Here is a 25624-nt window from a genome sequence, read left to right on the forward strand (position 1 = left end):
CAGTGAATATGTGGAGGTGAACTATGAAAAGAGATGAGTTTGGATTTATCTTGCCCAATCTCTACTATCAGTTTTTAACGGAGTGGAAAGAGATTGACCCCTATGAAGTTGGAGATTCAGGCATCTGTTTGTATGCCAAGGAGGATCTTCAAGAGCGTAATGAGACTTATCAGATTGAGGAAGTAGAGCCAGATTACTTTATGATTGGACAGGAAGGTGATTTGGCCTACTTTATTAAGAAAAATGCAGATGATTGCATTTATGAAAATGACTTGGGTGCTTTAGGATCCTTAGAAATGCAAAAAGTAGCTGCAAACGTCTATGACTTTATTGATAAGGTATTGGAAGAAAAATTGTAGAAAACTGAAGGGAGTAATCATGTTTAGGATGCTTGATGAAGATTCACCGATTTCAAAAGAAGACCTTTTACAATTTGAGGAGATTCTTGGAAAGAAATTGCCAAAAACTATGTTGGACTTTTATCTCAAGCACAACGGTGGCCAGCCCCAAGTAATGGGTGTCCACGATGGACATCATCTCTTTCCTTTTAATTCCTTTAATTCACTTGATGAGATGAGGAAGTCTATGAAATGGTTTGACGATGAGGTTGTGCCTGAAGGATTTAAGGCAACAGACCTTCTCCATTTCGCCTATGATCCTGGATCTGGTAACTATGCTCTTTCTCTAAAGCCAGAGGACTATGGAAAGGTTTACTTCTATGTTCTAGAAGAAAAAGCTGAGATCTATGGTCAATGGCCATCTTTTGAGGATTTTTTGAATTCCTTTGTTGAAGAGTGAGACGAAAAAGGAGAAGGGATGCGGAAACACCAAGAACTTTCACTAGAGCAGATCATCGAGCAGGTGCGCGTGGACAAGTTTTTTTCAGATGATTTTTGCCTCTATGGCAAGGAGGATGGAGAACTGGCACTAGAAAGGCTCTATTGGGTATCAGATTATCCGGATATCGTGGAAGACCGTGATGTCTACCCGGCTGATGTAGCGGAGCAAGATCTCCAGCTAGTCTACTATGGAGAGCAGTTGTTTGATGTTCTCTCGGTTGCACTTGAGGAAAAACCAAATGCAAGTCACCAAGACTTGGTTGATGCTTTAAATTATTATAATCGGTACGATATCTTTATGAACTTTGAAAGCTAGTAAGCATACTAGATTTATGCAGTTTCATTGATAATTAACAAATACAACAAGGAGTTAAGAAATGATAGATTATGAAAACATAAATGAAAAAATTGCCCCTTTTAGCCTGCTTGTATATTATGAGGATCCTCAAAATGTTCGAGGGTCGCTCATTTATTACCCTGATGGAGAATACAGACAGGAAGTGTTTGACACTCGAGAAGAGGAGGGATTTGAAGGAAATGGCTACGATTGGGCATCCTTGGCTTTGGTATTTTTGGAGGAAAAAATGCCTGAATTAAGCGATACTATCGACTTTGATCCTGAAGGAAGTATGTTTTGCGCCTATTCTTCCAAGGTGGACGCCTTGGCTAAATTCGCTTTAGAATTTAAAGAATTTTGCGATGATATTGAAGCTATGAAAGACTTGTTCAGTCGAGCAGAGTTGGATTAGTTGACTAAAATCTCTTTAAATTTTTTTAAAAAAGAATAGAAAGGATTTCAGATGAAGCTATCAGAAGTAGTTGAGCTAGTGGAAAATAATCCAGACCTACATCCCTATTTAGATAAAATATTAAAAAAGAATAAGAAGACCCAAGTTAGCTATCTCGAATCACTGAATCGTCTGGCCTATTTACTTTATCTGGATGGTCAAGAGGAAATGGCTAAGGAATTATTAGATAGGATCATACAAGTTCCATTTGAAGGGAATTATAACACTTGGACCTTTGTTGATAGCGCTCTGGTTTTATTGGCCTATCTGGAAAGAGAGGCAGAAAATCAGGTACTCGTCTATAAAAAACTCCTTTTATCTCCATTAGAACAGGGGGAGGAATCCACTCAAAAAATTAGAAGGAGAGTTCATCAGAGATTTTTGAATGGTGATAGCTTGGAGCAAAAGCTTGCAAAAATCGAGCAGGCACCAAGCCCTGAATCAGAAATGGAACGTCGTCTGCTATACCTGACTGATTTATTAAAGATTCACCTTTTTATTGATGAGTCAACGTGTGAAGAGACAGATATCCAAGCAAAAATCGAAGAGAATATGGAGATACTAAAGAAGTATATCCAGGAGCATGAAATCTATAGCCTCTTTCCTTTTAAAGGATAAGGTGAGTTAGCAATCTTGGACTTTTAGAAAAGAGTAGAATATGGAAATCAAAAATCACTTTGGTGTCTATGGCATTTGCTTTGAAAATGGGAAATTGCTCTGCATTGAGAAAACGAGAGGACCTTATCAACATCGTTTTGATCTACCGGGTGGTAGTCAGGAAGTTGGTGAGGGACTGACTGAAACCCTCAAGAGAGAAGTTCTGGAAGAGACGGGTTACATGCTTAGCCGGTATTCAAATCCTAGGGTTTATGACGTGCTGGTTCAAGAAGAAGGGAAAGACTTCGCAGTACACCATATCATGGCCTTTTATGATATCGTACTCGATTTCGAAGGCTCTCAAAAGTCGATTCCTCATGAAGTTCTTGATGGAAGTAATGATTCAGCAAATGCCATTTGGCTTCCTCTTGAGCAGATTACCGAAGAAAATGCGTCGCCTTTAGTATTAAAAGTGAAGGCAGAGTTACGAGGATTTCCAGAATTAGAACTGACAAGCTATAAGAATTGGAAAGTAAAAGAAAAGAAGGAGAAAAAATGACACCTCAAGAAATGTGGAATGCCTACAAGCAAATTAACCCCTCGATCGGAGATGAAATCGATGCTTGGGCTTTTGGAGTAGAAGCTGATCTCTTGGCAGATTTGGTGTTAAAAGGTGAAAAGACGGCAACTGCATCAGCCTATGATCTTTATGCAGTTGATAACGACCCCCTGCCACAAGAAGGGACCTTTGATATTATTTTAGACAGTCAAGATCAAGCTGTCTGCATTGTCGAAGTCACAAAGGTTTCTGTTCAGCCTTTCCATCAAGTGTCAGCCGACCATGCCTACAAGGAAGGTGAGGGTGATAAATCTCTGGCCTATTGGCGTCAAGTTCATGAGGAGGTTTTCACCGAGTGGATGAGCGAGGCCGAACTGACTTTTACACCTGACAGCAAGGTTGTTTTAGAAGAATTTCGCAAGGTCTACCCTTTGTAGACAACTAGAAGGAAGAAAGTTTTGGAAATCATTATCCAAAGCTTTTTTTGACTTTAAATGATAAAACAAGCAAACAAAAAGCGGACAATCATGTCCGCTTTTTTGAATCTAGCAAGTGAAGTTCTGGATAAAGTATATCAAAGATGTTTATCTTTTGAATCCCTATTCATATCACTTCTACATTGGTTGATTATTTTTTACGATAATGTAAAACTGTTCCTACAGCTACGATAAGCATTGCAACACCAGCAACAGAAACAATTAGGCTATTACGTTCACCAGTGTTCGGAAGTCCTGGTTTGTCCCCAGTTGTTGAAACTGTTGTAGGTTCTCCAGTAGTTGTAGTGGTTGTTGAACCATTAGCTTCAGGAGTTGTTGTTTTCGAAGTTGAAGCTGTTGTATCTGCAGTTGGAGCTGTTGTATCTGCAGTTGGAGCTGTTGTCTCTGAAGTTGAACTTTCAGTAGTTGTAGTTGTTGTAGAGCTTGATTCTTCACTACTATTTTGACTAGTTGGCTCTTCAGTAGTTGTAGTAGTTGAAGTTGAAGTCTTAGGCTCTTCAGTCGTAGTTGTAGTGGATGAAGTTGTAGACTCAGGAGTCGTAGTTGTAGACTCAGGAGTCGTAGTTGTAGTAGATGAAGTTGTAGACTCAGGAGTCGTAGTTGTAGTAGATGAAGTTGTAGACTCAGGAGTCGTAGTTGTAGTAGATGAAGTTGTAGACTCAGGAGTCATAGTTGTAATAGATGAAGTTGTAGACTCAGGAGTCGTAGTTGTAGTGGATGAAGTCGTAGACTCAGTAGTTGTAGTAGTAGATGTAGTCGTTGTTGAAGTTGTTACGTCACTATTGTAGACTTGTGCATCTGCTGAAGCAGCTTTGTTAACCCAAGTGTTTTCTTTGGCTACAGCTGTTTTGTGTTGATCACTTGTAAGAGAAGCAACGTTTGTTACGCTCTTGATTTGATCAGCATGTTGTAGAAGTGTTTGATATGATAGGGTAATTTCGTCTGTAGATGCAACTTTAAATTGGTCGCTGACCTTAGTCAAATCAAGTTTAAATCCATGTTCTGTCCACTCAATGTATGGTTCTAATGCAAGACCAGACATTGATACTCCGTTGACAACTAGAGTTTTACCATTGACTTTCAAGTCAAATGATGCTGGAAGGTAAGTTCCACCTTTGAAGTATTGAGACACATCTTGACCTTTAGCAGATTTAATACGGCTATAATCAAGTGCAGGAAGGTTAGGCATTTGGTCAGTAAAGACGATGCTTGAAGCGGCTTCTTTCTTGTCAACAGCATTGTTTACTGAGATGTGCCAGAACAAGAAACCATCAGTAGTCTTATCAGTTACTTCTAGGGTATCTCTCCAGTCTGGAATTCCTGTAGGTCCCCAAATTTTTTGAGCGTGTTGCAAGTTAGTGTTATCTGTACCACCAGAATTATACTTCTTAATCGGAAGTAGGACTGGTACTGGACCTTGTCCAGAACGTCTGACAATTGCAGATTCTGAACCGATTTTAATGGAGCGTTCTTGGTCTTGACCAGTGGTGTTATCTCCATCCCATTTATACCAGAATGATACGTTTCCTTCAGCCCCTTTATTTCCTCCTTTTACAAAGGTAATAGTCAGAGTCTTACCGTCATCTGATACTTTTCCTGTTGCAATTTCTTCGCCACTAGCGTTTTTCATTGAGCTAAAAGCGGAAGAAGCAAACTTAACGTCCTCTGGCATAGAAATTGTGAATGTATCACCGACTTCTACGCCACCGTCAATTTCCCAGTGATATGAAATCTTTTCGCCTTCAGTTGTCACTTGAGAAATTTTCACTTGGCTGGTTAATTCTTTTGCTTGCGTTCTATATGCACCGATAGAAATTAGAAGTGCAAGGGCCGCAAACGCAGAAAAAACAGCAAAAAATAACTTTTTCATTGTTCCTCCTTTTTATAGTTTTTATAGTTGATATACCAAACAAGGCAATTTTATCACTAACATATTAAGCGGTCAAATAATACGACTTAATAATTTTTATAAAACATCTTTAGAGTAATGAAGAAATGAAAATATTGTAAAAATCATTTCAATCCTTCTTTCTATTTAAAAATATGATAAAATAGGTATGTTTGAACTAGAGCATTCGCTCAGAAATTTAGAATAGGAGAATATGATGCAAGCAGTAGAACATTATATCGAAAAATTTGTTCCTGAACATTATGATTTATTTTTAGACTTGAGTCGTGAGACCAAGACGTTTTCAGGAAAAGTAACCATTACTGGTCAAGCTAAAAGTGACCGTATTTCCCTTCACCAAAAAGACTTGGAAATTGCTTCAGTTGAAGTAGCAGGACAAGATCGTACATTCACAGTTGATAATGAAAACGAAGCTCTTCATATCGAACTTACAGAAGCAGGTTCAGTTGAATTGGTTATTGCTTTTTCAGGTAAAATCACAGACAACATGACAGGAATCTATCCATCATACTACACAGTTGATGGAGTTAAGAAGGAAGTCTTGTCTACACAGTTTGAGAGCCACTTTGCCCGTGAAGCCTTCCCATGTGTGGATGAGCCAGAAGCGAAAGCAACCTTTGACCTAGCTCTTCGTTTTGACCAAGCAGAAGGCGAACTTGCCTTGTCAAACATGCCAGAAATCGATGTTGAAAACCGCAAAGAAACTGGCATCTGGAAGTTTGAAACTACACCTCGTATGTCTTCTTACTTGCTAGCTTTCGTAGCTGGTGATTTGCAAGGGGTAACTGCTACAACTAAAAATGGTACCTTGGTAGGTGTATACTCAACCAAGGCACATCCACTTTCAAACCTTGATTTCTCACTAGATATCGCTGTTCGTTCTATCGAATTTTACGAAGACTATTACGGAGTCAAGTATCCAATCCCTCAATCTCTTCACATCGCCCTTCCTGACTTCTCAGCTGGTGCTATGGAAAACTGGGGTCTTGTAACCTACCGTGAAGTCTACTTGGTTGTGGATGAGAACTCTACCTTTGCCAGCCGTCAACAAGTAGCCCTCGTCATTGCCCACGAGCTTGCTCACCAATGGTTCGGTAATCTCGTAACTATGAAGTGGTGGGATGACCTTTGGCTCAATGAAAGTTTCGCTAACATGATGGAATATGTTTGTGTAGATGCCATCGAGCCAAGTTGGAATATCTTTGAGGACTTCCAAACAAGTGGTGTTCCTTCAGCTCTAAAACGTGATGCGACTGATGGTGTTCAGTCAGTTCACGTAGAAGTAAGCCATCCAGATGAAATCAATACTCTTTTTGACCCTGCAATCGTTTATGCTAAGGGTAGCCGTCTCATGCACATGCTTCGTCGTTGGCTAGGAGATGCTGATTTTGCTAAAGGTTTAGGTGCCTACTTTGAAAAACACCAATATGGAAATACTATTGGTCGTGACTTATGGAACGCTCTTGGCCAAGCATCAGGTCGTGATGTGGCAGCCTTTATGGATTCTTGGTTGGAGCAGCCTGGTTATCCAGTTTTGACTGCTACAGTTGAAAATGATGTTTTGAAGATCTCACAAAAACAATTCTTCATCGGTGAGCACGAAGACAAGAATCGTCTATGGGTAGTACCGCTTAACAGTAACTGGAAAGGTTTGCCAGATACTCTTGAAACTGAAAGCATTGAGATTCCTGGATATGCTGCTTTGCTTGCTGAAAATAAAACAGCTCTTCGACTCAACACCGAAAACACAGCACACTACATTACAGACTATCAAGGTCAATTACTTGATGCTATCCTTTCAGAATTAGTAGAACTTGATAATACAAGCAAACTTCAAATCGTTCAAGAACGTCGTTTGCTTGCTGAAGCTGGTCACATTTCATTTGCGGACTTGCTTCCAGTTGTGGGTCAATTGGCACAAGAAGAATCTTACCTAGTTGTTGCAGCGGTTTCTCAAGTTATTTCAGCCCTAGAACGCTTTATCGATGAAGGAACTGAAACTGAAAAAGCCTTTAAAGCACTTGTTGCGAAACTTGCTCGTTACAACTATGAACGCCTTGGATTTGAAGCAAAAGACGGAGAAGCTGATGAGGATGAATTGGTTCGTCAATTGACAATTTCTATGATGATTCGCTCAAATGATGAGGGGGCCAGCCAAGTTGCTAGTCAAATCTTTGCAGCTCATAAGGATAATCTTGCAGGACTCCCAGCGGCTATCCGCTCACAAGTTCTCATCAATGAAATGAAACATCATGAGACCAAAGACTTGGTGGCTCTATACCTTGACCTCTATACAAATGCTACAGATGCAGTCTTTAAACGCCAGTTGGCTGCTGCTCTATCATATAGTACAGATGCAGAAAATATCCAAACGCTTCTTGCAACTTGGAAGGATAAATTTATCGTCAAACCACAAGACCTTGCATTGTGGTACCTCCACTTCCTTGGACACAAGGTCACTCAAGAAACAGCTTGGACATGGGCGCGTGAAAACTGGGATTGGGTTAAGGGAGCTCTTGGTGGAGACATGAGCTTTGATCGATTCGTCATCTACCCTTCTAATATCTTTAAAACTGAAGAACGCTTGGCAGAATATAAAGCCTTCTTTGAACCACAAGTTTCTGACCTAGCACTTAGCCGTAATATCCGCATGGGTATCAAGGATATCGCAGCTCGCGTTGAATTGATTAAACGTGAAAAAGCAGCAGTTGAAGCAGCAGTTGCAGAATATGGCAAGGCTTAAAAACTTCTTGACTAAATAGTATATAAAAACTCAACTTTCTCTTAGAAAAACAAGGAAAGTTGAGTTTTTTTTAAGATATTTTTGCTATAATGGATATAATAAGGAGGAATTTTTGATGATTAAAATTCTATTAGTGGAAGATGACCTAGGCCTGTCAAATTCAGTCTTTGATTTTTTGGATGATTTTGCAGATGTTATGCAGGTATTTGATGGCGAAGAAGGTCTCTACGAGGCTGAAAGTGGCGTCTATGACTTGATTCTATTGGACTTGATGTTACCAGAAAAAAATGGTTTCCAAGTCTTAAAAGAACTACGTGAAAAAGGTGTTTCGACTCCTGTTCTCATCATGACAGCCAAGGAAAGTCTTGATGACAAAGGACATGGGTTTGAGCTGGGAGCAGATGATTATTTAACCAAACCATTTTATCTAGAAGAACTCAAGATGCGTATTCAGGCCCTCCTCAAACGCTCAGGGAAATTTAACGAAAATACCTTAACGTACGGTGATTTGACAGTCAATCTATCTACTAATGAAGTTAAGGTTCAAGATGCCTCTGTTGAGCTGCTTGGGAAAGAATTTGAACTATTGGTCTATTTCCTCCAAAACCAAAATGTCATCTTACCAAAAACCCAAATCTTTGACCGTTTATGGGGATTTGACAGTGACACAACCATTTCCGTTGTAGAAGTTTATGTATCAAAAGTTCGTAAGAAATTGAAAGGTTCAGCTTTTGCTGAAAATCTCCAAACTTTGCGTAGTGTTGGGTATATTTTAAAACATGTTTAAGAAATTAAAAAAGAATTGGTACGCAGAAGATTTTAGCTACTTTATCCGTAATTTTGGTGTGTTCACCCTAATTTTCTCTGCAATGACCTTGATTATCCTGCAGGTTATGCACTCCAGTCTCTACACATCAGTGGATGAGAAACTGCTATCTCTCAGCAACAATCCTCAGGACATCATTCAATTGGCGGTCAATCGTGCAACTGAAGACGTAAAGGATTTAGATAGTGGCAATGTCGCTCCAGCATCTGATAAAAAACCAAATGTAAGTTCCAATACTGAAGTAATTTTGCTAGATTCAAATTTGAATCAATTAGTGACTGGCAATCGCTTTTTGGGATTAGACAGAATAACTTTCAATAAAAAGGATTTAAACCATATCCGACAACTTCATGTTGTGAATAGCTACGGCCAGGATGAGATTTATCGGGTGGTCTTAACGGAAATGAATATTGATTCTGTTTCGACTAATATTAAGTATGCTGCTATCCTGATTAACACAAGCCAACTAGAGCAAATTAGTCAAAACCACGAGCAGTTAATCGTGGTGGTGATGGCAAGTTTTTGGATTCTATCTATCTTAGCCAGTCTCTATCTTGCACGTGTCAGTGTTAAACCCTTACTTGAAAGTATGCAAAAGCAGAAAAGTTTTGTGGAAAATGCCAGTCATGAATTACGGACTCCGTTGGCAGTTCTTCAGAACCGTCTGGAAACTCTTTTTAGAAAACCAGAGGCGACCATTATGGAGTCAAGTGAGAGTATCGCTTCTAGTTTAGAAGAAGTTCGAAATATGAAATTTCTAACAACTAACCTTCTCAATCTGGCACGTAGAGATGATGGAATCAAGCCTGAGTTTGGAGAGGTAGAGCCAGACTTCTTTAATACAACCTTTACTAACTATGAGATGATTGCGTCCGAGAATAATCGTGTCTTTCGTTTCCAAAATCGTGTTCATCGCACCATTATCACAGATAAACTCCTCCTCAAGCAATTGATGACGATTCTATTTGACAATGCGGTCAAGTATACAGAAGAAGAAGGAGATATATATTTTGAGATTTCAACGAAAGAACGAAGCCTCTACCTAACGGTAGCTGATAATGGAATCGGTATTTCTGCAGCCGATAAAAAGAAAATCTTTGATCGTTTTTATCGCGTGGATAAGGCACGTACACGGCAAAAGGGTGGTTTCGGTTTAGGCTTATCTTTAGCTAAGCAGATCGTCGATGCCTTAAAAGGCTCTATCAGTGTGAAAGATAACAAACCTAACGGAACAATTTTTGAAGTCAAGATTGCTATCACAACACCATCAAAACGAAAGAATAAATAAAAAAACCTTCGATTCATCGAAGGTTTTTATTTGAATTTTTTCTTGATAAAAGTGCGCTGAAATTGTAAAGCTACAAGACTGAGGCCGATAGCCAAAGCAAATGATAAAACAGTGTTCAATTTAAGCGATAAGAACATAAAACTAAAGATAGCTAAAAAGACACAGAAGCAAGCAATGTTTACAAAAAATAGGACTTCCTTTACACTAGCAACAGAAGTATTTTCTGGGATATAATCTTGAAACTGAGCAGTTTTTATACTTTCTTGTTCAAACTCATACGGGTGTAGTTTTCTTGCGGGCATATTTCTCTCCTTAACAGTACATTACTATTTTATCATTTTTTAAAGAGAGAATTATTACAGGATTGTTACAAATTGCATAAAATCTGTTATCAAGGCCAATTTCGGTTTTCTTGACATGCTGAAGGGAAAATGATAGGATGAGTAAACCGTTTAAACTTTATTATTTTTCTCTTATTTCAATGAGGGAAAATTTGATGGTTGAAACGAATAAAAATCATACACAGATGCAAATAAATTCAATTTTGAAGTAAGGACAGGATTCTTTTAAATTGATTCTAGTTGTTCATGACGAGATAGTTTTCTATCTTTAGTGCTATGGTAAAGAGGAGATTTGTTCCCTCGACAACAGAATACTTAAAGGAGATTGGCATGTATCTTGCTATCAAAGAAATTTTACAGAATAAACTGCGTTACAGTTTAATTCTAACAACCATTTTTCTCATTGCTTTTATGGTCTTTTTTATGACCAGTTTGGCTCTCGGGCTTGTTCGAAATAACAGGGCTGCTATTGATAATTGGCAAGCAACAGGAGTTGTGCTATCCGATTATGCAAATGATAATTTGACTGCATCCTTTATACCAGAAAAAGACTACAAAGATGAAGTGTCTGGGGATGCTGTTCCCCTAAGCTACATGTTTGCGGTAACAAACCTTGTTAATAGTAGTGACAAGATGAATGTCTCTATTTTTGGTCAAGAGTGGGACAGTTTTATCTCGCCAACCTTGATTGAAGGGCGTTACCCAGAAAATGACCAAGAAGTGGTAGTGGATCAGTCTTTTGAAAATTACGGCATCAAACTCGGGGATGCTATTCAACTCAACGGAAGTGAGACAAGTTTTAAGATTGTAGGTTTGACCAGAGAAAATAAATTTTTCACGGAACCTGTTGTCTTTACAAGTTTAACAACGTATTGGGATTTACAAGGAATAACAAAAGGCAATCGTTCGATCTCTGCATTGGTATTGCAAAATGATGTAGAAGTGACTGGCGATGGCTTGAAGCAGATTTCTATTCAAAAAATGATTTCTAAAATTCCTGGCTATACCCCTCAGGTCAATGTATTCTCAGGAATGATTCTAGCTATGATTGTCATTACAGGTCTGATTGTAGGAATTTTTATCTACATCATTACCATTCAAAAATTAGCCCTCTATGGAATTATGCGAGCGCAAGGGATTCAGATAAAATCCATCGTATGGTCCCTTTTCTGCCAAATCTTTCTCTTATCTGGTTTGGGTATAGGATTGGCTTTATTAGCCATTTGGGCTGTCATTTTAGTCTTACCTGCAACCTTCTTTTTCTACCCTAGTTGGTTGGCATACTTTGTGTTAAGCCTGCTCATTTGCTTGATGGCACTACTAGGTGGCGTCATTTCGCTTCCGCGTCTACTTAAAGTAGATCCAATTACAGCGATTGCAGAATGATAAGGAGGATGATATGACGACATTAATTAAGATGATTCAAGTGACAAAAACTTATGGCGAAGGAAATATGAAAGTTACAGCTCTTCATGAGACCAATTTTCAACTAAACGCTGGGGAGTTTGTAGCAATTGTAGGGCCTTCTGGATCAGGTAAAACAACCTTTTTAACGACTCTAGGCCAACTTCAGGAAGCTTCAAGAGGAAGATTCTAGTAAAGGGAAAAGAGACTGGGCATTTATCTGAAAAAGAAAAAACGGATTTGCGCTTTAGTGAATTTGGTTTTATCCTCCAGGCTTCAAATCTGATTCCCTTTTTAACAGTTAAGGAGCAATTAGATTTAATTGACCGTTTGGATAAAAAGAAATCTATAAAAAGTGACCGACAAGAGTTGTTAAGTTTGTTGGACTTGGAAAAGGTTCAAAATCACTATCCCAAAGCTCTCTCAGGAGGAGAGCGTCAACGAGCTGCAATTGCTAGAGCCCTATACAATAATCCGAGCATTGTACTTGCAGATGAGCCAACAGCTAGCCTAGATACACAACGTGCTTACCAGGTTACAGATATGCTGGCTTCAATTGCCCATGAGCAAGGCAGGGGAGTTGTCATGATTACGCATGATACTCGCTTGCTAGATAAGGTTGACCGTATTTATGTGATGAATGACGGACGACTTGTTGAAAAGACACAAGCATAAATCTAAAAAGTGAACTGCCATTGATGCGATTCACTTTTTTTGAATTTTCGCATCATAAGATACACTTTTCTATATAGCTGATTTTTTGGAAATGTGGTATAATTTTCTCTATGGAAAAGATTATCATTACAGCAACTGCTGAAAGTATTGAACAAGTAAAACAGCTACTCGAAGCTGGTGTCGACCGTATTTATGTTGGTGAGAAAGATTTTGGTCTTCGTTTGCCAACTACCTTTAGCCATGAAGAATTGCGTGAAATCGCAGAGCTCGTCCATGATGCAGGTAAGGAATTAATCGTTGCGGTCAATGCCCTCATGCACCAAGATATGATGGACCGTATCAAGCCTTTCTTGGATTTTCTAGAGGAAATTAAAGCTGACTATATCACTGTTGGAGATGCAGGGGTATTTTATGTGGTCAACCGTGATGGCTATTCTTTTAAAACCATCTATGATGCATCAACCATGGTCACAAGCAGTCGTCAGATTAACTTCTGGGGTCAAAAAGCAGGGGCATCAGAAGCTGTTTTGGCGCGTGAAATCCCGTCTGCAGAACTTTTCAAAATGCCTGAAATTTTGGAAATTCCTGCTGAAGTCTTAGTCTATGGTGCTAGTGTTATCCATCATTCTAAGCGTCCACTCTTGCAAAACTACTACAATTTCACACAAATTGATGATGAAAAATCTCGTCAACGTGATTTGTTCTTGGCTGAGCCTAGTGATCCAGAGAGTCATTACTCTATTTTTGAAGACAATCATGGAACTCATATCTTTGCTAACAATGACCTAGATTTGATGACCAAGTTGACAGAATTGGTAGAACATGGTTTCACTCATTGGAAGCTTGAAGGTCTTTATACACCTGGCCAAAACTTTGTAGAAATCGCAAAACTTTTTATCCAAGCGCGTAACTTGATTCAAGATGGCAAGTTTACACATGACCAAGCCTTCTTGCTCGATGAAGAAGTTCGTAAGCTTCATCCTAAAAATCGTTTCCTTGATACTGGATTTTACGACTATGACCCTGATATGGTTAAATAAGAATCAAAAACCCGAAATAAAATGTTCGGGTTTTTCTGATATTTGGATGAATTTGAAGCGTATTCATGATATAATGGAAGTAGCTCTATTTGGAGGTGTATAAGTGGAAAATCTGAAAAAAATGGCAGGGATTAAAGCTGCCGAGTTCGTCAAAGATGGTATGGTTGTCGGGCTTGGAACAGGCTCTACTGCCTACTATTTCGTAGAAGAAATAGGTCGTCGTATCAAGGAAGAAGGCCTACAGATTACAGCTGTAACGACTTCTAGTGTAACTAGCAAGCAAGCAGAAGGACTCAATATTCCTCTTAAGTCTATTGACCAAGTGGACTTTGTTGACCTGACAGTCGATGGTGCGGATGAAGTAGATAGTCAGTTTAATGGCATTAAAGGTGGTGGAGGTGCCCTTCTCATGGAGAAGGTAGTAGCAACTCCATCTAAAGAATATATCTGGGTCGTTGATGAAAGTAAATTAGTCGAAAAACTGGGAACTTTTAAATTACCAGTAGAGGTTGTTCAGTACGGTGCCGAACAAGTCTTTCGTCGATTTGAGCGTGCTGGCTATAAACCGAGCTTCCGTGAAAAGGATGGCCAACGTTTTGTGACGGATATGCAGAACTTTATCATTGACCTCGCCTTGGAAGTGATTGAAGACCCAATTGCTCTTGGACAAGAATTGGATCATGTCGTTGGTGTCGTCGAGCACGGCTTGTTTAACCAAATGGTGGATAAGGTCATCGTGGCTGGACAAAATGGCGTTCAGATTTTAACTTCAACAAAAGCAAAATAATTAAAACAATAAGGAGAAACACTATGCCAAAATTTAATCGTATTCATTTGGTAGTACTGGATTCTGTGGGAATCGGTGCAGCACCAGATGCTAATAACTTTGTCAATGCTGGTGTTCCTGATGGTGCATCAGACACGCTTGGACACATTTCAAAATCAGTAGGTTTAAATGTACCAAATATGGCAAAACTTGGTCTTGGGAACATTCCTCGCGAGACACCATTGAAGACAGTTCCAGCTGAGAGCAATCCAACTGGTTACGCGACTAAGTTAGAAGAAGTTTCTCTCGGGAAAGATACCATGACCGGTCACTGGGAAATCATGGGTCTTAATATTACAGAACCGTTTGATACTTTCTGGAATGGATTCCCAGAAGAAATCTTGACAAAAATCGAAGAATTCTCAGGTCGCAAGGTCATCCGCGAAGCCAACAAACCATACTCAGGAACAGCTGTCATCGATGACTTTGGACCACGCCAAATGGAAACTGGCGAGTTGATTATCTATACATCAGCTGACCCAGTTCTTCAAATCGCTGCCCACGAAGACATCATTCCTTTGGATGAACTCTACCGTATCTGTGAATACGCTCGTTCGATCACTTTGGAACGTCCAGCTCTTCTAGGTCGTATCATTGCTCGTCCTTACGTTGGTGAGCCTGGAAACTTCACTCGTACGGCCAACCGTCGTGACTTGGCTGTTTCACCATTTGCTCCAACTGTTTTGGACAAATTGAATGAAGCAGGTATCGATACATATGCGGTTGGTAAGATTAACGATATCTTCAACGGTGCTGGTATCAACCACGATATGGGCCATAACAAATCAAATAGCCACGGTATAGATACCTTGATTAAGACCATGGGACTTCCTGAATTCCAAGAAGGCTTCTCATTTACCAACTTGGTAGACTTTGATGCTCTTTACGGACACCGTCGTAATCCACATGGTTACCGTGATTGTTTGCATGAGTTCGATGAGCGCTTGCCAGAAATTATGGCAGCAATGAGAGAAGACGATCTTCTTTTGATTACTGCTGACCACGGAAATGACCCAACCTATGCTGGTACTGACCATACTCGTGAATATATTCCACTTTTGGCATATAGTCCATCCTTTAAAGGCAATGGATTAATTCCAGTTGGACACTTCGCCGACATATCAGCAACAATTGCGGATAACTTTGGCGTTGAAACTGCCATGATTGGTGAAAGTTTCTTAGATAAATTAGTTTAAGATGATTCGTTACGCTCTACTTGTTAGAGGTATTAATGTCGGTGGAAAGAATAAGGTTGTCATGGCTCAGCTATGTCAAGAATTGACGGAGCTGAGATTAGAGAATGTTGAAACCTACATCAATAGTGGCAATATTTTCTTTGACACAAATATGGCTAGAATTCAGTTAGTTGAGGATTTAAAGGGATTCTTTGAAAGACTTTATCCATTTATTCAGAATTTTTCCTTGCTGAGTCTTGAAGACTATGAAGAGGAGCTTAGAAATCTTCCCGATTGGTGGAACCATGAGATGGCTCGAAAGGATGTGCTCTTTTACACTGAGGGCGTGGATGTGGATCAAGTCATCGAGAAAGTGAACAGTTTGGAACTGGTCGATGAAGTGCTTCATTTTGGGAAATTAGGGATCTTCTGGGGTAAATTGTCAGAAGCTAGCTACTCTAAAACAGCCTATCACAAGCACTTGCTTAAGATGCCTTTCTATCACAATATTACCATTCGTAACGCTAATACCTTTGACAAAATTGGTCAATTTTTAAACATAAAAAAGGAGATAGACAATGACATTATTAGCAAAAATCAATGAAACAGCAACATTTTTGAAGGGCAAAGGAATCGAAGCTCCTGAGTTCGGTTTGATCCTTGGTTCAGGTCTTGGAGAATTGGCCGAAGAAATCGAAAATGCAGTCGTTGTAGACTACGCTGAAATTCCAAACTGGGGTCAATCCACAGTAGTCGGACATGCTGGTAAATTGGTTTATGGTAATCTTGCTGGACGTAAAGTCTTGGCTCTTCAAGGTCGTTTCCACTTCTACGAGGGAAATCCTCTTGAAGTCGTGACTTTCCCTGTCCGTGTTATGAAAGTCTTGGGCTGCGAAGGAGTGCTTGTAACCAACGCTGCTGGAGGTATCGGCTTCGGTCCTGGTACCTTGATGGCTATTACTGACCACATCAACATGACTGGTCAAAACCCATTGATTGGTGAAAACTTGGATGACTTTGGTCCACGTTTCCCTGATATGTCGAAAGCTTACACTCCAGAATACCGTGAGACTGCTCATCAAGTAGCAGACAAATTGGGCATTAAACTGGATGATGGGGTTTATATCGGTGTGACAGGTCCAACTTATGAAACTCCAGCTGAAATCCGTGCCTATAAGACATTGGGAGCAGATGCAGTTGGTATGTCCACTGTTCCTGAAGTTATTGTGGCAGCCCACTCAGGCTTGAAAGTTCTCGGTATTTCATGTATCACTAACCATGCTGCTGGTTTCCAAGAAGAACTCAACCACGAAGAAGTTGTAGAAGTGACAGAACGCGTCAAAGGCGACTTCAAAGGATTGCTGAAAGCGATTCTTGCTGAATTATAATCATGGTACATGAGTTGAGGAGTAGTCTTCAGAAGATCCCGAATAACCTCAAATTAGTCTTAGCGGTTATCATGCTAGGGCTAGTTTCGGGTATATTTGGAATTTTGCTCCATTATATTTTAGAGCTGGTTGAAGAGATTGCTTTTGGTCAGACAGAGCATAACACTGGATTCTTGACAGATGGGGTCGCCTCATCACGAAAAGGCTTCAGTTTAATCATCGTGGGTGTCAGTTCTGCCTTGGTCTGGTATTTCTTGCAAAGAAAAGCAAAGATTTTTTCCATCAAAGCGCAGATGAAAGATGAAACATCACAATACAAACTTCATTTTTTAAAACAGCTAGTTCATTCAATTTGGCAGATTATTGCGGTTGGAGGAGGGGCACCTATCGGTAAGGAAGCTGCGCCGCGGGAGATTGGAGCTTTATTTGCAAGACCTATTGCCAATATTTTTTCTCTCTCCGTGAAGGACCAAATCTTTCTCATTGCCTGTGGAGCTAGTGCGGGTTTAGCGGCTGTCTATCAGGTTCCATTAACGAGTGTGTTTTTCGTTTTTGAAACTTTGGGAATTGCTTTATCTGTCAAACGTTTTTTCTTGGTCGGTCTGACTACATATGTATCAGCCTTTACAGCAGGCTTTGTTGTTTCAGATCATGCTCTCTACCAGATTCCAGCCATGACTTGGCCACTAGGTGATATGTGGCTTGTTCCCTTATTAGTTCTTTTTCTGACTCCACTCGCTTGGCTTTTTAGTCGCTTCAACAAACAAGTTTCTTCAAAGAGAATAAAGGACAAGCGGATACTATATACTCTGCCTGTAACATTCCTTTTCCATGTTGGATTGGCTAGCCATTTGCCTCATCTACTTGGTAATGGGCGTATGATGGCTCAGGAGATTTTAAACGGCAGTAATGCCAAGATGGTAATTCTCTTATTTGTCTTGAAAGCCTTGGTCGTTTTAGTTACCCTTTGGGCAGGTGCCTATGGCGGTACCTTGACCCCATCTTTTGCCTTAGGGATAGCAGGAGCTGCACTCCTGACCATGATTTTAGGTAATGGCAACCAGCCAGCAGTCTTACTATTAGGTTCGGTTTGCTTTTTAGCTGTGACCTTGAAGGCACCCCTGTCTGCAACTGGATTGGTAATGGGGTTCACTGGTCAATCATTAGAGGCTATACCTTTTCTTTTGGTGACTGCTTACTTGGCATTTGGTTTTGCTAAAATGCTGGACCGAATCCCTTGGGAGAAATACTTACGACCAAAGACAAGGATAAAAGAAAATTAATAAGAATACTCTAGTTTTTCTAATCCAAAGTATATTTTAAATTTATAATCAATATCATTTAATAAAGAAAGGCAGAGCATGTGTTCAGATTTGAACACGAGCGGAAAGCTCGGAAAATAGATAATCTGACTGAGAAATCAGGATTTCTCGTCAGATTCCTAATTTTCAGTCGCTTTCTGGTCGCTCTTTGTATCATAAACTATGTCTATCCATATTGCTGCTAAGCAAGGTGAAATTGCTGATAAAATTCTTCTTCCTGGAGATCCTCTTCGTGCGAAATTTATCGCTGAGAATTTCCTTGAAGATGCTGTTTGCTTTAACGAAGTCCGTAACATGTTTGGTTACACAGGTACTTACAAAGGTCACCGTGTATCTGTTATGGGAACAGGAATGGGGATGCCATCCATCTCTATTTATGCGCGCGAGTTGATTGTCGACTACGGAGTAAAGAAATTGATCCGTGTGGGAACGGCTGGTTCTTTGAATGAGGATGTTCACGTCCGTGAATTGGTCTTGGCTCAAGCAGCTGCAACCAACTCAAACATCATCCGCAACGATTGGCCTCAATACGATTTCCCACAAATCGCTAGCTTTGATCTTTTAGATAAGGCTTATCATATTGCCAAAGACCTTGGTATGACTACTCACGTCGGAAATGTCTTGTCATCAGACGTTTTCTATTCAAACTATGGTGAAAAGAACATCGAGCTTGGTAAATGGGGTGTGAAAGCTGTAGAAATGGAAGCAGCAGCTCTTTACTATCTTGCTGCCCAACACCACGTCGATGCTTTAGCTATCATGACCATTTCTGATAGCTTGGTTAATCCAGAAGAGGACACTACAGCAGAAGAACGTCAAAACACCTTCACTGATATGATGAAGGTTGGTCTAGAGACTTTAATTGCAGAATAAGAAAAAAGGTTTCCTTAATAAGAAACCTCTTTTTTATGAAGAAAGCCATCTAGTTCTTTTTGATTAGTGATTATGGTTACCTTGTCAGCATAGTCTGAACAGATCTGTTGATAATGGTCTTTGTGAGAAGAGTTACGTCCATCCCAAAGAATCCAGCGGATAAACTCCCAGTCAAAACGTTCAGGACAACCATCTGCCATACTTTCTCTAACTTTTCCTCTGTATCTTAGATAGCGTTTAAAGGCTCTTGCTAAACAATTCCATGCTGAGAAGTTTAAAAAGATAATCTGATCAGCTTGCACCATTCTTTCCTCATAGCAACACCAGCTATAGTTGCCGTCGATAACCCAATCCTCATGTTTAGAAAGGAAAGTCTTCATCTCCTTTAACATCCAATCACGATCGCTATCTTGCCACCCAGGCTGAAATTGCAATCGGTCTATATGGAGTTTAGGAATGGAGTAGTAGTTGGAAAGTTTTTCTGCCAGAGTAGATTTACCTGAGCCTGAATATCCTATAATAGCAATTTTCATGATAACCTCCAGAAAAATGTGTACAAAAAAAAGCTCCGAAGAGCTCATTTTGTATCCAGTTAAAGATTAACCAAGTTTAGCTGCAAGACGTGCTTTATCACGGTTAGCTTTATTCTTGTGGATCAAACCTTTAGTTTCTGCTTTATCGATGGCTGAGCTAGCAGCACGGTAAAGTTCTTCAGATGGGTTTGCTTCAAAAGCTTTGATAGCAGTACGCATAGCTGATTTTTGAGCTGAGTTCTTTTCGTTTTGTTTAACGTTCAATTCAGCGCGTTTGATAGCTGATTTAATGTTTGCCAATGTTCTTACCTCCATATTTACTAACTATACCATTATATCTGAAAACTATTATTTTGACAAGGGGAAATCACTTTTTTAAATAAATTTCATCAATTTCATGATTTTTAGATTTATGAAGAATGACTTCAGCCCGATTTCTGGTCGGTTCGATGTAGTTTTGTAGATTGGTCAAATTAATACTTGTCCAAACCTGATGGGCAAAATCTTTGACTTCACTAATTGGTTGCTGGGTGAAACGATAGTAATAGTTGTTTGGATCATCTTGTGCAAAGCTAAGGAGTTTCAAGAAACGGTCCAAATACCAGCTCTCGATATCCTCAACTGCAGCATCTACATAGATTGAAAAATCGAAGAAGTCTGTAATATAAAGACGGCTGTTATGTGGTGTTTGAAAGACGTTGATACCCTCTACGATGACAAAATCCGCTGCTTGGACTCTTTGTGTTTTATCAGGTACGATATCGTAGATTTCGTGAGAATAAACGGGAATATCTACATCCTGCCCGTTTTTAAGTTGATCAAGGAAATCGAGCAAGCTTTCCATATCATAACTCTCAGGGAAACCTTTTCGATTTAGGATATTTCGCTCATTTAAGATACTGTTGGGATACAGAAATCCATCAGTTGTCACTAATTCAACACTTGCTTCTGGAAAAATACGGGAAAGCAAAATTTGTAAGAGTCGGCTAGTAGTTGATTTGCCAACAGCGACACTACCTGAAATTCCGATAATAAATGGCTGATTTTTACTCTCCCTTTGGAGGAAAATCCCTTTTGAAAAGGCTAGGTCTTCTTTGGAGCGTTTGTAAATTTGAATCAGATGAGCTAGCGGCAGGTAAATATCAGTTACATCTTGGAGACTAATCTGGTCATTAAAACTCTTAATCGAATCCAATTCCTCCTCGGTTAAAGGAGGTGTAGTTTTACGATGTAAAGATTGCCAAGTTCCGCGACTGATTTTTTCATAATGTATAAATTCGTTGGTCATAAAATTTCCTCGTTTGATACCTCAGTATACCATAATTTACAAAGAAAGACATCTGAATCATTTGAGAAAAAGCGCTCTCTTTGTTAGAATAGAAGTAGAATAAACATCAAAAGAGGTGGTGTTATAAGACTAGTGGTGAGTGATAAAATTCTAAAACTGACTAGCTTACTAGCAGTGATTCTGTGGTTATCTCCGACTTTGATTGAGTTTACCGTTAGTTTAGGAAGTCAAACCTTTAGCTGGTCTGCCTTTGTCTTGTTGTTCTTGCTACCAATTATTGGTTTTATCTACTTGATTCTCGCCATTTTAACAAGAAAATGGTGGCTTTTCTTGTTTGGTCTAGCCTGTATTTTTTCCTTTGCTATCACTATGGCATTGGGTTCTTACTTGCTCGGTCCTTAAAAGGAAATTCAACTTATATTATTTTTCAATAAATCGATGGCAAAGAAAAGCCTTTGTTGTCATGTAAACGATTTACAATTAACTTATTTATGTGGTAAAATGAAACTATGAGTAAAATGTATTATGCAGAAAATCCAGATGCAGCCCATGATGTTCATGAACTTAGAGTTGACCTACTTGGGCAAAAGATGACCTTTTTGACAGATGCTGGTGTCTTTAGTAAAAAAATGATTGATTTCGGAAGTCAGTTATTGTTAAGATGTCTAGATGTCGAAAAAGATGAAAAAATCCTTGATGTTGGTTGTGGCTATGGTCCCATCGGCTTGTCTTTGGTTAAAGCTTATGGTGCCCAAGCGACCATGGTGGATATCAATAATCGTGCCCTGGATTTAGCCCAGCAAAATGCAGTAAAAAACAATGTTCAAGCGACTATCTTCCAGTCCAATATTTATGAGCAGGTAGAAGGTCAATTCGATCATGTTATTTCGAATCCGCCCATTCGTGCAGGCAAGCAGGTCGTTCATGAAATCATCGAGAACAGTATTGATTATCTTAAGGATGGTGGAGATTTGACCATTGTCATCCAAAAGAAACAGGGAGCTCCTAGTGCTAAAAACAAGATGGAAGAAGTCTTTGGTAATTGTGAGGTCGTGAAGAAAGACAAGGGATATTATATCCTTAGAAGTGTGAAAGAATGAGAGCAGTAGATCTAATCCAGAAAAAAAGAGACGGTCAAGAACTGACCTCAAGTGAAATCAAATGGCTGGTAGAAGGCTATGTAGCTGGAACTGTTCCAGATTATCAAATGTCTGCTTTTGCTATGGCTGTTTATTTTAAAGGCATGACCACACGTGAGATTTCTGATTTGACTATGAACATGGTCAAGACAGGTCAGGAATTTGATTTATCCGCTATTGAAGGTATAAAGGTCGATAAACACTCTACCGGGGGAGTAGGAGATAAGGTTACCTTGATTTTAGCTCCATTAGTCGCTAGTTTTGACGTACCAGTTGCCAAGATGAGTGGTAGAGGTCTGGGGCACACCGGAGGTACTATCGATAAATTAGAATCTATCAAAGGTTTTCAAGTCGAACGCAGTCAGGATGACTTTATCAAACAGGTTCAGGATATCGGGGTTTCAGTTATTGGTCAATCTGACCAACTAGTCAAAGCGGATAAGTTGCTCTATGCACTACGTGATGTGACAGCAACAGTTGATACTATTCCACTGATTGCTAGTTCTGTCATGAGTAAAAAGATTGCAGCTGGAGCGGATGCTATTTTGCTTGATGTTACTGTCGGTGAAGGTGCCTTTATGAAGACAGTCGACGAAGCGCGTGAACTAGCTCAAACCATGGTGAATCTCGGGAAAGCTGTTGGTCGCAAGACAGTAGCAGTCATTACGGATATGAGTCAACCTTTGGGACGTGCCATTGGGAATCGCTTGGAAATTCTAGAAGCTCTGGAAATTCTTCAAGGTAAAGGCCGTCAAGATATTAGCCACTTTATCTGTGAGTTAGCCCAGATTATGCTTTCTCTGGCAAATGTTGAAAAAACAGTCGAGGAAGTAAGGCAACATCTTGAAAATGGTCAGGCGCTTAAGAAGTTCGAAGAGATGGTTGCCGCTCAAGGTGGAGATTTAGAAGATCTTTATCGACCTGTAACTGCTGATCATGTGGTAGAAATTCCTGCTCAGGAAGATGGTGTTATTGAGGCACTGCCAGCCATGGAGTTAGGTCTTTTCGCTATGAGATTAGGTGCTGGTCGTGCAGTCAAAACAGATGCTCTTGATTATGAGACAGGAATTGTTTTTGAGAAGAAAGTTGGAGAATCAGTCAAAAAAGGTGAAATTGTCGCAAAAGTATATGCAAATGGCAAAATTTCTCCGGAACTAGTTACAGATTTCCAAAAATATGTTAAAATTAAAATAAGTGATGAAACGCTTAAAACGCGTGAAATCATCGAAATCATCTCCTAATTTAAGGAAAATCCGAAATGAAATTAAATAAATACATTGATCATACGCTTTTAAAGCAAGATGCGACCGAACAACAAATCGATCGTTTGCTATCTGAAGCAAGAGAGTACGATTTTGCCAGTGTTTGTGTGAATCCTTGCTGGGTTTCTCATGCAAAAGCTGGTCTAACAGATACTTATGTCAAGGTTTGTACAGTTGTAGGTTTTCCTCTTGGAGCTACAACTTCAGCTGTCAAAGCCTATGAAACCAAAGAAGCCATCCAAAACGGTGCTGACGAAATTGATATGGTTATCAACGTTGGAGCGCTTAAGTCCGGGAATGCTGACTTGGTCGAATCAGATATTCGAGCAGTTGTTGAAGCAAGTGGAGACAAATTGGTTAAGGTTATTATCGAGGCTTGTTTGTTAACGGATGAAGAAAAAGTTCTGGCTTGCCAACTTGCTCAAAAAGCTGGTGCAGACTTTGTCAAGACTTCTACAGGTTTCTCAACAGGTGGAGCAACTTTGCCAGATGTTCAATTAATGCGTCAGACAGTTGGACCTGATGTGGGGGTCAAAGCAGCTGGGGGAGCTCGTTCTTATGCAGATGCAGTTGCCTTTGTTGAAGCAGGAGCTACTCGTATTGGAACATCTTCTGGTGTTGCAATCTTAAAAGGAGAATTAGCTGATGGCGACTACTGAGTTGATTGAATTAGCAATTGAAACTAGTAAGAAAGCTTACGTTCCCTACTCACATTTTCCGATTGGCGCTGTTTTGGTAGCCAAGGACGGAAGTATCTATACAGGGGTTAACATTGAAAATGCTAGCTACCCCTTGACCAACTGTGGCGAAAGAACTGCAATCTTTAAGGCGGTCTCTGAAGGACAACGAGACTTTTCAGAATTGATTGTCTATGGTCAAACTGAAAAACCAATTTCGCCTTGCGGTGCTTGTCGGCAAGTTATGGTCGAATTTTTTAAACCAGATCTAAAGGTGACTCTAGTCGCCAAAGATAAAACGACGGTCGAGATGACGGTCGGGGAATTACTTCCATATTCTTTTACAGACTTGCAATAGTCTGTGTCACTCTCTGAGTGGCAAGGGTCCTCGTGACCAATCAATTCATACTTGCAACTTAGTTGCGCATCTTATTTAGGAGGTTCAGTAATGAACAAGAAACAATGGCTAGGCCTTGGTCTAGTTGCAGTAGCAGCATTTGGACTTGCTGCATGTGGCAATCGCTCTTCTCGTAACGCAGCTTCATCTTCTTCTGATGTGAAGACTAAAGCAGCTATCGTTACAGATACTGGTGGTGTTGATGATAAATCATTTAACCAATCAGCTTGGGAAGGTCTTCAAGCTTGGGGTAAAGAACACAACCTTTCAAAAGACAATGGTTACACTTACTTCCAATCAACAAGTGAAGCTGACTACGCTAACAACTTGAACCAAGCAGCTGGAAGCTACAACTTGATTTTCGGTGTTGGTTTTGCTCTTCACAACGCTGTTGAAGAAGCAGCAAAAGAACATTCAGATAAAAACTATGTTTTGATTGACGATGTGATTAAAGATCAAAAGAACGTTGCTAGCGTTACTTTCGCAGACAACGAAGCAGCTTACCTTGCAGGTGTTGCAGCTGCTAAAACTACAAAAACTAAACAAGTTGGTTTTGTAGGTGGTATGGAATCTGAAGTTATTTCTCGTTTCGCAGCTGGTTTTAAAGCTGGTGTTGAGTCAGTTGACCCATCTATCAAGGTTCAAGTAGACTATGCTGGATCATTTGGTGATGCGGCTAAAGGTAAAACAATCGCTGCAGCTCAATACGCTGCAGGTGCAGACGTTATTTACCAAGCAGCTGGTGGTACTGGAGCAGGTGTCTTCTCTGAAGCTAAATCATTGAACGAAAGTAAAAATGAAGACGAAAAAGTTTGGGTTATCGGTGTAGACCGTGACCAAGTTGATGAAGGTAAATACACTTCTAAAGACGGTAAAGAAGCTAACTTCGTGCTTGCTTCTACATTGAAACAAGTTGGAACAACAGTTCAAGATATCTCAAACAAGACTGAAAAAGGTGAATTCCCTGGCGGTCAAGTTATCGTTTACTCATTGAAGGATAAAGGTGTTGACTTGGCAGTGACAAACCTTTCTGAAGAAGGTAAAAAAGCTGTTGAAGATGCAAAAGCTAAAATCCTTGATGGTAGCATCAAAGTTCCTGAAAAATAATTGAAGGAAGTCATTTCTTAGGAAGCGGCCAGTGGCCGCTTCTTTAAGAATTGAGACAAATGGTTTTGTCTCAATAGAGCTTGCTAAGTTTCTTTAGTAGGTTTTATTGAAACAAAATAAAACTCTGAAAG

29 protein-coding genes and 1 pseudogene are annotated in these 25624 nt (G+C 39.8%); 25 read left to right on the plus strand and 5 right to left on the minus strand.

Features of this window, described 5'->3' with window-relative positions:
- Nucleotides 1-23 precede the first annotated feature (23 nt).
- From I1J71_RS00095 to I1J71_RS00125, 7 genes are all read left to right on the plus strand, one after another.
- Nucleotides 24-359: a hypothetical protein gene (locus I1J71_RS00095; RefSeq protein ID WP_195183282.1), complete on the plus strand. Its 336-nt coding sequence runs from the start codon at nt 24-26 to the stop codon at nt 357-359.
- A gap of 19 nt (nt 360-378) precedes the next feature.
- A complete protein-coding gene (locus I1J71_RS00100) occupies nt 379-798 on the plus strand; it encodes an SMI1/KNR4 family protein (protein ID WP_195183283.1) in 420 nt (139 codons plus the stop codon).
- An 18-nt stretch (nt 799-816) separates the two neighbouring features.
- Nucleotides 817-1155, plus strand: a complete 339-nt coding sequence (locus tag I1J71_RS00105) for a DUF7716 domain-containing protein (RefSeq protein ID WP_195183284.1) — start codon at nt 817-819, stop codon at nt 1153-1155.
- Between the two features lie 61 nt (nt 1156-1216).
- Nucleotides 1217-1588: an Imm51 family immunity protein gene (locus I1J71_RS00110; RefSeq protein ID WP_195183285.1), complete on the plus strand. Its 372-nt coding sequence runs from the start codon at nt 1217-1219 to the stop codon at nt 1586-1588.
- A gap of 51 nt (nt 1589-1639) precedes the next feature.
- Nucleotides 1640-2245, plus strand: a complete 606-nt coding sequence (locus I1J71_RS00115; protein WP_195183286.1) for a DUF6707 family protein — start codon at nt 1640-1642, stop codon at nt 2243-2245.
- Nucleotides 2246-2285: 40 nt separating this feature from the next.
- The gene (locus I1J71_RS00120) at nt 2286-2783 is read left to right on the plus strand and encodes an NUDIX hydrolase (protein WP_195183287.1); all 498 of its coding nucleotides are present in this window, start codon (nt 2286-2288) and stop codon (nt 2781-2783) included.
- Nucleotides 2780-3220, plus strand: coding sequence for an ASCH domain-containing protein (locus I1J71_RS00125; protein WP_195183288.1), 441 nt, complete (start codon nt 2780-2782; stop codon nt 3218-3220). Before I1J71_RS00120 ends, I1J71_RS00125 begins: the two co-directional genes overlap by 4 nt.
- Before the next feature lie 190 nt (nt 3221-3410).
- Here I1J71_RS00125 and I1J71_RS00130 read toward each other — a convergent pair whose 3' ends face one another.
- Entirely contained in the window at nt 3411-5150 is a 1740-nt protein-coding gene (locus I1J71_RS00130; RefSeq protein WP_195183289.1) for an Ig-like domain-containing protein, read from the minus strand.
- Nucleotides 5151-5385: 235 nt separating this feature from the next.
- Here I1J71_RS00130 and I1J71_RS00135 point away from each other — a divergent pair, with 235 nt between their 5' ends.
- The 3 genes from I1J71_RS00135 (at nt 5386) to I1J71_RS00145 (ending at nt 10046) form a co-directional block, all read left to right on the plus strand.
- Nucleotides 5386-7932 (plus strand): M1 family metallopeptidase, encoded by a 2547-nt coding sequence (locus tag I1J71_RS00135; RefSeq protein ID WP_195183290.1) that lies wholly within the window; start codon nt 5386-5388, stop codon nt 7930-7932.
- Between the two features lie 115 nt (nt 7933-8047).
- Nucleotides 8048-8719: a response regulator transcription factor gene (locus tag I1J71_RS00140; RefSeq protein ID WP_004253103.1), complete on the plus strand. Its 672-nt coding sequence runs from the start codon at nt 8048-8050 to the stop codon at nt 8717-8719.
- Nucleotides 8712-10046, plus strand: a complete 1335-nt coding sequence (locus tag I1J71_RS00145; protein ID WP_195183291.1) for a sensor histidine kinase — start codon at nt 8712-8714, stop codon at nt 10044-10046. Before I1J71_RS00140 ends, I1J71_RS00145 begins: the two co-directional genes overlap by 8 nt.
- A gap of 26 nt (nt 10047-10072) precedes the next feature.
- Here the strand turns inward: I1J71_RS00145 and I1J71_RS00150 are convergent, their stop codons facing one another.
- Complete coding sequence (locus I1J71_RS00150; RefSeq protein WP_195183292.1) at nt 10073-10348, minus strand: DUF3270 family protein; 276 nt, start codon at nt 10346-10348, stop codon at nt 10073-10075.
- Between the two features lie 369 nt (nt 10349-10717).
- Between I1J71_RS00150 and I1J71_RS00155 the strand changes: the two genes are divergently transcribed.
- From I1J71_RS00155 to deoD, 9 genes and pseudogenes are all read left to right on the plus strand, one after another.
- Nucleotides 10718-11773 (plus strand): ABC transporter permease, encoded by a 1056-nt coding sequence (locus I1J71_RS00155; protein ID WP_195183293.1) that lies wholly within the window; start codon nt 10718-10720, stop codon nt 11771-11773.
- A gap of 13 nt (nt 11774-11786) precedes the next feature.
- Nucleotides 11787-12466 (plus strand): annotated as a pseudogene (locus I1J71_RS00160) (ABC transporter ATP-binding protein).
- A gap of 110 nt (nt 12467-12576) precedes the next feature.
- A complete protein-coding gene (locus I1J71_RS00165; RefSeq protein ID WP_195183294.1) occupies nt 12577-13506 on the plus strand; it encodes a peptidase U32 family protein in 930 nt (309 codons plus the stop codon).
- Nucleotides 13507-13609: 103 nt separating this feature from the next.
- Nucleotides 13610-14293: a ribose-5-phosphate isomerase RpiA gene (gene rpiA / locus I1J71_RS00170; protein ID WP_195183295.1), complete on the plus strand. Its 684-nt coding sequence runs from the start codon at nt 13610-13612 to the stop codon at nt 14291-14293.
- 23 nt (nt 14294-14316) lie between these two features.
- Entirely contained in the window at nt 14317-15528 is a 1212-nt protein-coding gene (locus I1J71_RS00175; RefSeq protein ID WP_195183296.1) for a phosphopentomutase, read from the plus strand.
- A 1-nt stretch (nt 15529) separates the two neighbouring features.
- Nucleotides 15530-16111 (plus strand): DUF1697 domain-containing protein, encoded by a 582-nt coding sequence (locus I1J71_RS00180; protein WP_195183297.1) that lies wholly within the window; start codon nt 15530-15532, stop codon nt 16109-16111.
- On the plus strand, nt 16086-16895 hold the full coding sequence (locus I1J71_RS00185; protein WP_195183298.1) for a purine-nucleoside phosphorylase: 810 nt from the start codon (nt 16086-16088) through the stop codon (nt 16893-16895). Before I1J71_RS00180 ends, I1J71_RS00185 begins: the two co-directional genes overlap by 26 nt.
- 2 nt (nt 16896-16897) lie before the next feature.
- Complete coding sequence (locus I1J71_RS00190) at nt 16898-18178, plus strand: chloride channel protein (protein WP_195183299.1); 1281 nt, start codon at nt 16898-16900, stop codon at nt 18176-18178.
- Nucleotides 18179-18379: 201 nt separating this feature from the next.
- Nucleotides 18380-19090, plus strand: coding sequence for a purine-nucleoside phosphorylase (deoD, locus tag I1J71_RS00195; RefSeq protein ID WP_070677158.1), 711 nt, complete (start codon nt 18380-18382; stop codon nt 19088-19090).
- Between the two features lie 14 nt (nt 19091-19104).
- Here deoD and I1J71_RS00200 read toward each other — a convergent pair whose 3' ends face one another.
- The 3 genes from I1J71_RS00200 to coaA all read right to left on the minus strand — a co-directional run bounded on the left by I1J71_RS00200 (nt 19105) and on the right by coaA (nt 20911).
- Nucleotides 19105-19623 carry a DNA topology modulation protein gene (locus I1J71_RS00200; RefSeq protein WP_070677159.1) on the minus strand — a complete coding sequence of 173 codons (519 nt, stop codon included), beginning with the start codon at nt 19621-19623 and terminating at the stop codon, nt 19105-19107.
- A gap of 66 nt (nt 19624-19689) precedes the next feature.
- The gene (gene rpsT, locus I1J71_RS00205; RefSeq protein WP_029689886.1) at nt 19690-19938 is read right to left on the minus strand and encodes a 30S ribosomal protein S20; all 249 of its coding nucleotides are present in this window, start codon (nt 19936-19938) and stop codon (nt 19690-19692) included.
- Between the two features lie 52 nt (nt 19939-19990).
- Nucleotides 19991-20911 carry a type I pantothenate kinase gene (gene coaA / locus I1J71_RS00210; RefSeq protein ID WP_006148720.1) on the minus strand — a complete coding sequence of 307 codons (921 nt, stop codon included), beginning with the start codon at nt 20909-20911 and terminating at the stop codon, nt 19991-19993.
- Nucleotides 20912-21046: 135 nt separating this feature from the next.
- On the opposite strand from coaA, the gene I1J71_RS00215 reads away from it, so the two are divergent.
- From I1J71_RS00215 to I1J71_RS00240, 6 genes are all read left to right on the plus strand, one after another.
- Entirely contained in the window at nt 21047-21313 is a 267-nt protein-coding gene (locus tag I1J71_RS00215; RefSeq protein ID WP_261674142.1) for a 1,4-dihydroxy-2-naphthoate prenyltransferase, read from the plus strand.
- Between the two features lie 107 nt (nt 21314-21420).
- Nucleotides 21421-22011 carry a class I SAM-dependent methyltransferase gene (locus I1J71_RS00220; protein WP_148131967.1) on the plus strand — a complete coding sequence of 197 codons (591 nt, stop codon included), beginning with the start codon at nt 21421-21423 and terminating at the stop codon, nt 22009-22011.
- Nucleotides 22008-23291, plus strand: a complete 1284-nt coding sequence (locus I1J71_RS00225) for a pyrimidine-nucleoside phosphorylase (protein WP_070677162.1) — start codon at nt 22008-22010, stop codon at nt 23289-23291. The genes I1J71_RS00220 and I1J71_RS00225 overlap by 4 nt, the downstream gene beginning before the upstream one ends.
- Before the next feature lie 17 nt (nt 23292-23308).
- The gene (deoC, locus tag I1J71_RS00230) at nt 23309-23971 is read left to right on the plus strand and encodes a deoxyribose-phosphate aldolase (protein ID WP_070677163.1); all 663 of its coding nucleotides are present in this window, start codon (nt 23309-23311) and stop codon (nt 23969-23971) included.
- Nucleotides 23958-24347 carry a cytidine deaminase gene (locus I1J71_RS00235; protein WP_004253174.1) on the plus strand — a complete coding sequence of 130 codons (390 nt, stop codon included), beginning with the start codon at nt 23958-23960 and terminating at the stop codon, nt 24345-24347. The genes deoC and I1J71_RS00235 overlap by 14 nt, the downstream gene beginning before the upstream one ends.
- Before the next feature lie 90 nt (nt 24348-24437).
- Nucleotides 24438-25493, plus strand: a complete 1056-nt coding sequence (locus I1J71_RS00240; protein ID WP_195183300.1) for a BMP family lipoprotein — start codon at nt 24438-24440, stop codon at nt 25491-25493.
- Nucleotides 25494-25624 lie beyond the last annotated feature (131 nt).

Source organism: Streptococcus infantis, from assembly GCF_015546995.1.
Lineage (GTDB): Bacteria > Bacillota > Bacilli > Lactobacillales > Streptococcaceae > Streptococcus > Streptococcus infantis_J.

Bases quoted from the DNA above. Each gene is read 5' to 3' on its own strand.
- I1J71_RS00095 (WP_195183282.1), top strand. From the start codon at position 24: ATGAAAAGAGATGAGTTTGGATTTATCTTGCCCAATCTCTACTATCAG.
- I1J71_RS00100 (WP_195183283.1), top strand. From the start codon at position 379: ATGTTTAGGATGCTTGATGAAGATTCACCGATTTCAAAAGAAGACCTT.
- I1J71_RS00105 (WP_195183284.1), top strand. From the start codon at position 817: ATGCGGAAACACCAAGAACTTTCACTAGAGCAGATCATCGAGCAGGTG.
- I1J71_RS00110 (WP_195183285.1), top strand. From the start codon at position 1,217: ATGATAGATTATGAAAACATAAATGAAAAAATTGCCCCTTTTAGCCTG.
- I1J71_RS00115 (WP_195183286.1), top strand. From the start codon at position 1,640: ATGAAGCTATCAGAAGTAGTTGAGCTAGTGGAAAATAATCCAGACCTA.
- I1J71_RS00120 (WP_195183287.1), top strand. From the start codon at position 2,286: ATGGAAATCAAAAATCACTTTGGTGTCTATGGCATTTGCTTTGAAAAT.
- I1J71_RS00125 (WP_195183288.1), top strand. From the start codon at position 2,780: ATGACACCTCAAGAAATGTGGAATGCCTACAAGCAAATTAACCCCTCG.
- I1J71_RS00130 (WP_195183289.1), bottom strand. From the start codon at position 5,150: ATGAAAAAGTTATTTTTTGCTGTTTTTTCTGCGTTTGCGGCCCTTGCA.
- I1J71_RS00135 (WP_195183290.1), top strand. From the start codon at position 5,386: ATGCAAGCAGTAGAACATTATATCGAAAAATTTGTTCCTGAACATTAT.
- I1J71_RS00140 (WP_004253103.1), top strand. From the start codon at position 8,048: ATGATTAAAATTCTATTAGTGGAAGATGACCTAGGCCTGTCAAATTCA.
- I1J71_RS00145 (WP_195183291.1), top strand. From the start codon at position 8,712: ATGTTTAAGAAATTAAAAAAGAATTGGTACGCAGAAGATTTTAGCTAC.
- I1J71_RS00150 (WP_195183292.1), bottom strand. From the start codon at position 10,348: ATGCCCGCAAGAAAACTACACCCGTATGAGTTTGAACAAGAAAGTATA.
- I1J71_RS00155 (WP_195183293.1), top strand. From the start codon at position 10,718: ATGTATCTTGCTATCAAAGAAATTTTACAGAATAAACTGCGTTACAGT.
- I1J71_RS00165 (WP_195183294.1), top strand. From the start codon at position 12,577: ATGGAAAAGATTATCATTACAGCAACTGCTGAAAGTATTGAACAAGTA.
- I1J71_RS00175 (WP_195183296.1), top strand. From the start codon at position 14,317: ATGCCAAAATTTAATCGTATTCATTTGGTAGTACTGGATTCTGTGGGA.
- I1J71_RS00180 (WP_195183297.1), top strand. From the start codon at position 15,530: ATGATTCGTTACGCTCTACTTGTTAGAGGTATTAATGTCGGTGGAAAG.
- I1J71_RS00185 (WP_195183298.1), top strand. From the start codon at position 16,086: ATGACATTATTAGCAAAAATCAATGAAACAGCAACATTTTTGAAGGGC.
- I1J71_RS00190 (WP_195183299.1), top strand. From the start codon at position 16,898: ATGGTACATGAGTTGAGGAGTAGTCTTCAGAAGATCCCGAATAACCTC.
- deoD (WP_070677158.1), top strand. From the start codon at position 18,380: ATGTCTATCCATATTGCTGCTAAGCAAGGTGAAATTGCTGATAAAATT.
- I1J71_RS00200 (WP_070677159.1), bottom strand. From the start codon at position 19,623: ATGAAAATTGCTATTATAGGATATTCAGGCTCAGGTAAATCTACTCTG.
- rpsT (WP_029689886.1), bottom strand. From the start codon at position 19,938: ATGGAGGTAAGAACATTGGCAAACATTAAATCAGCTATCAAACGCGCT.
- coaA (WP_006148720.1), bottom strand. From the start codon at position 20,911: ATGACCAACGAATTTATACATTATGAAAAAATCAGTCGCGGAACTTGG.
- I1J71_RS00220 (WP_148131967.1), top strand. From the start codon at position 21,421: ATGAGTAAAATGTATTATGCAGAAAATCCAGATGCAGCCCATGATGTT.
- I1J71_RS00225 (WP_070677162.1), top strand. From the start codon at position 22,008: ATGAGAGCAGTAGATCTAATCCAGAAAAAAAGAGACGGTCAAGAACTG.
- deoC (WP_070677163.1), top strand. From the start codon at position 23,309: ATGAAATTAAATAAATACATTGATCATACGCTTTTAAAGCAAGATGCG.
- I1J71_RS00235 (WP_004253174.1), top strand. From the start codon at position 23,958: ATGGCGACTACTGAGTTGATTGAATTAGCAATTGAAACTAGTAAGAAA.
- I1J71_RS00240 (WP_195183300.1), top strand. From the start codon at position 24,438: ATGAACAAGAAACAATGGCTAGGCCTTGGTCTAGTTGCAGTAGCAGCA.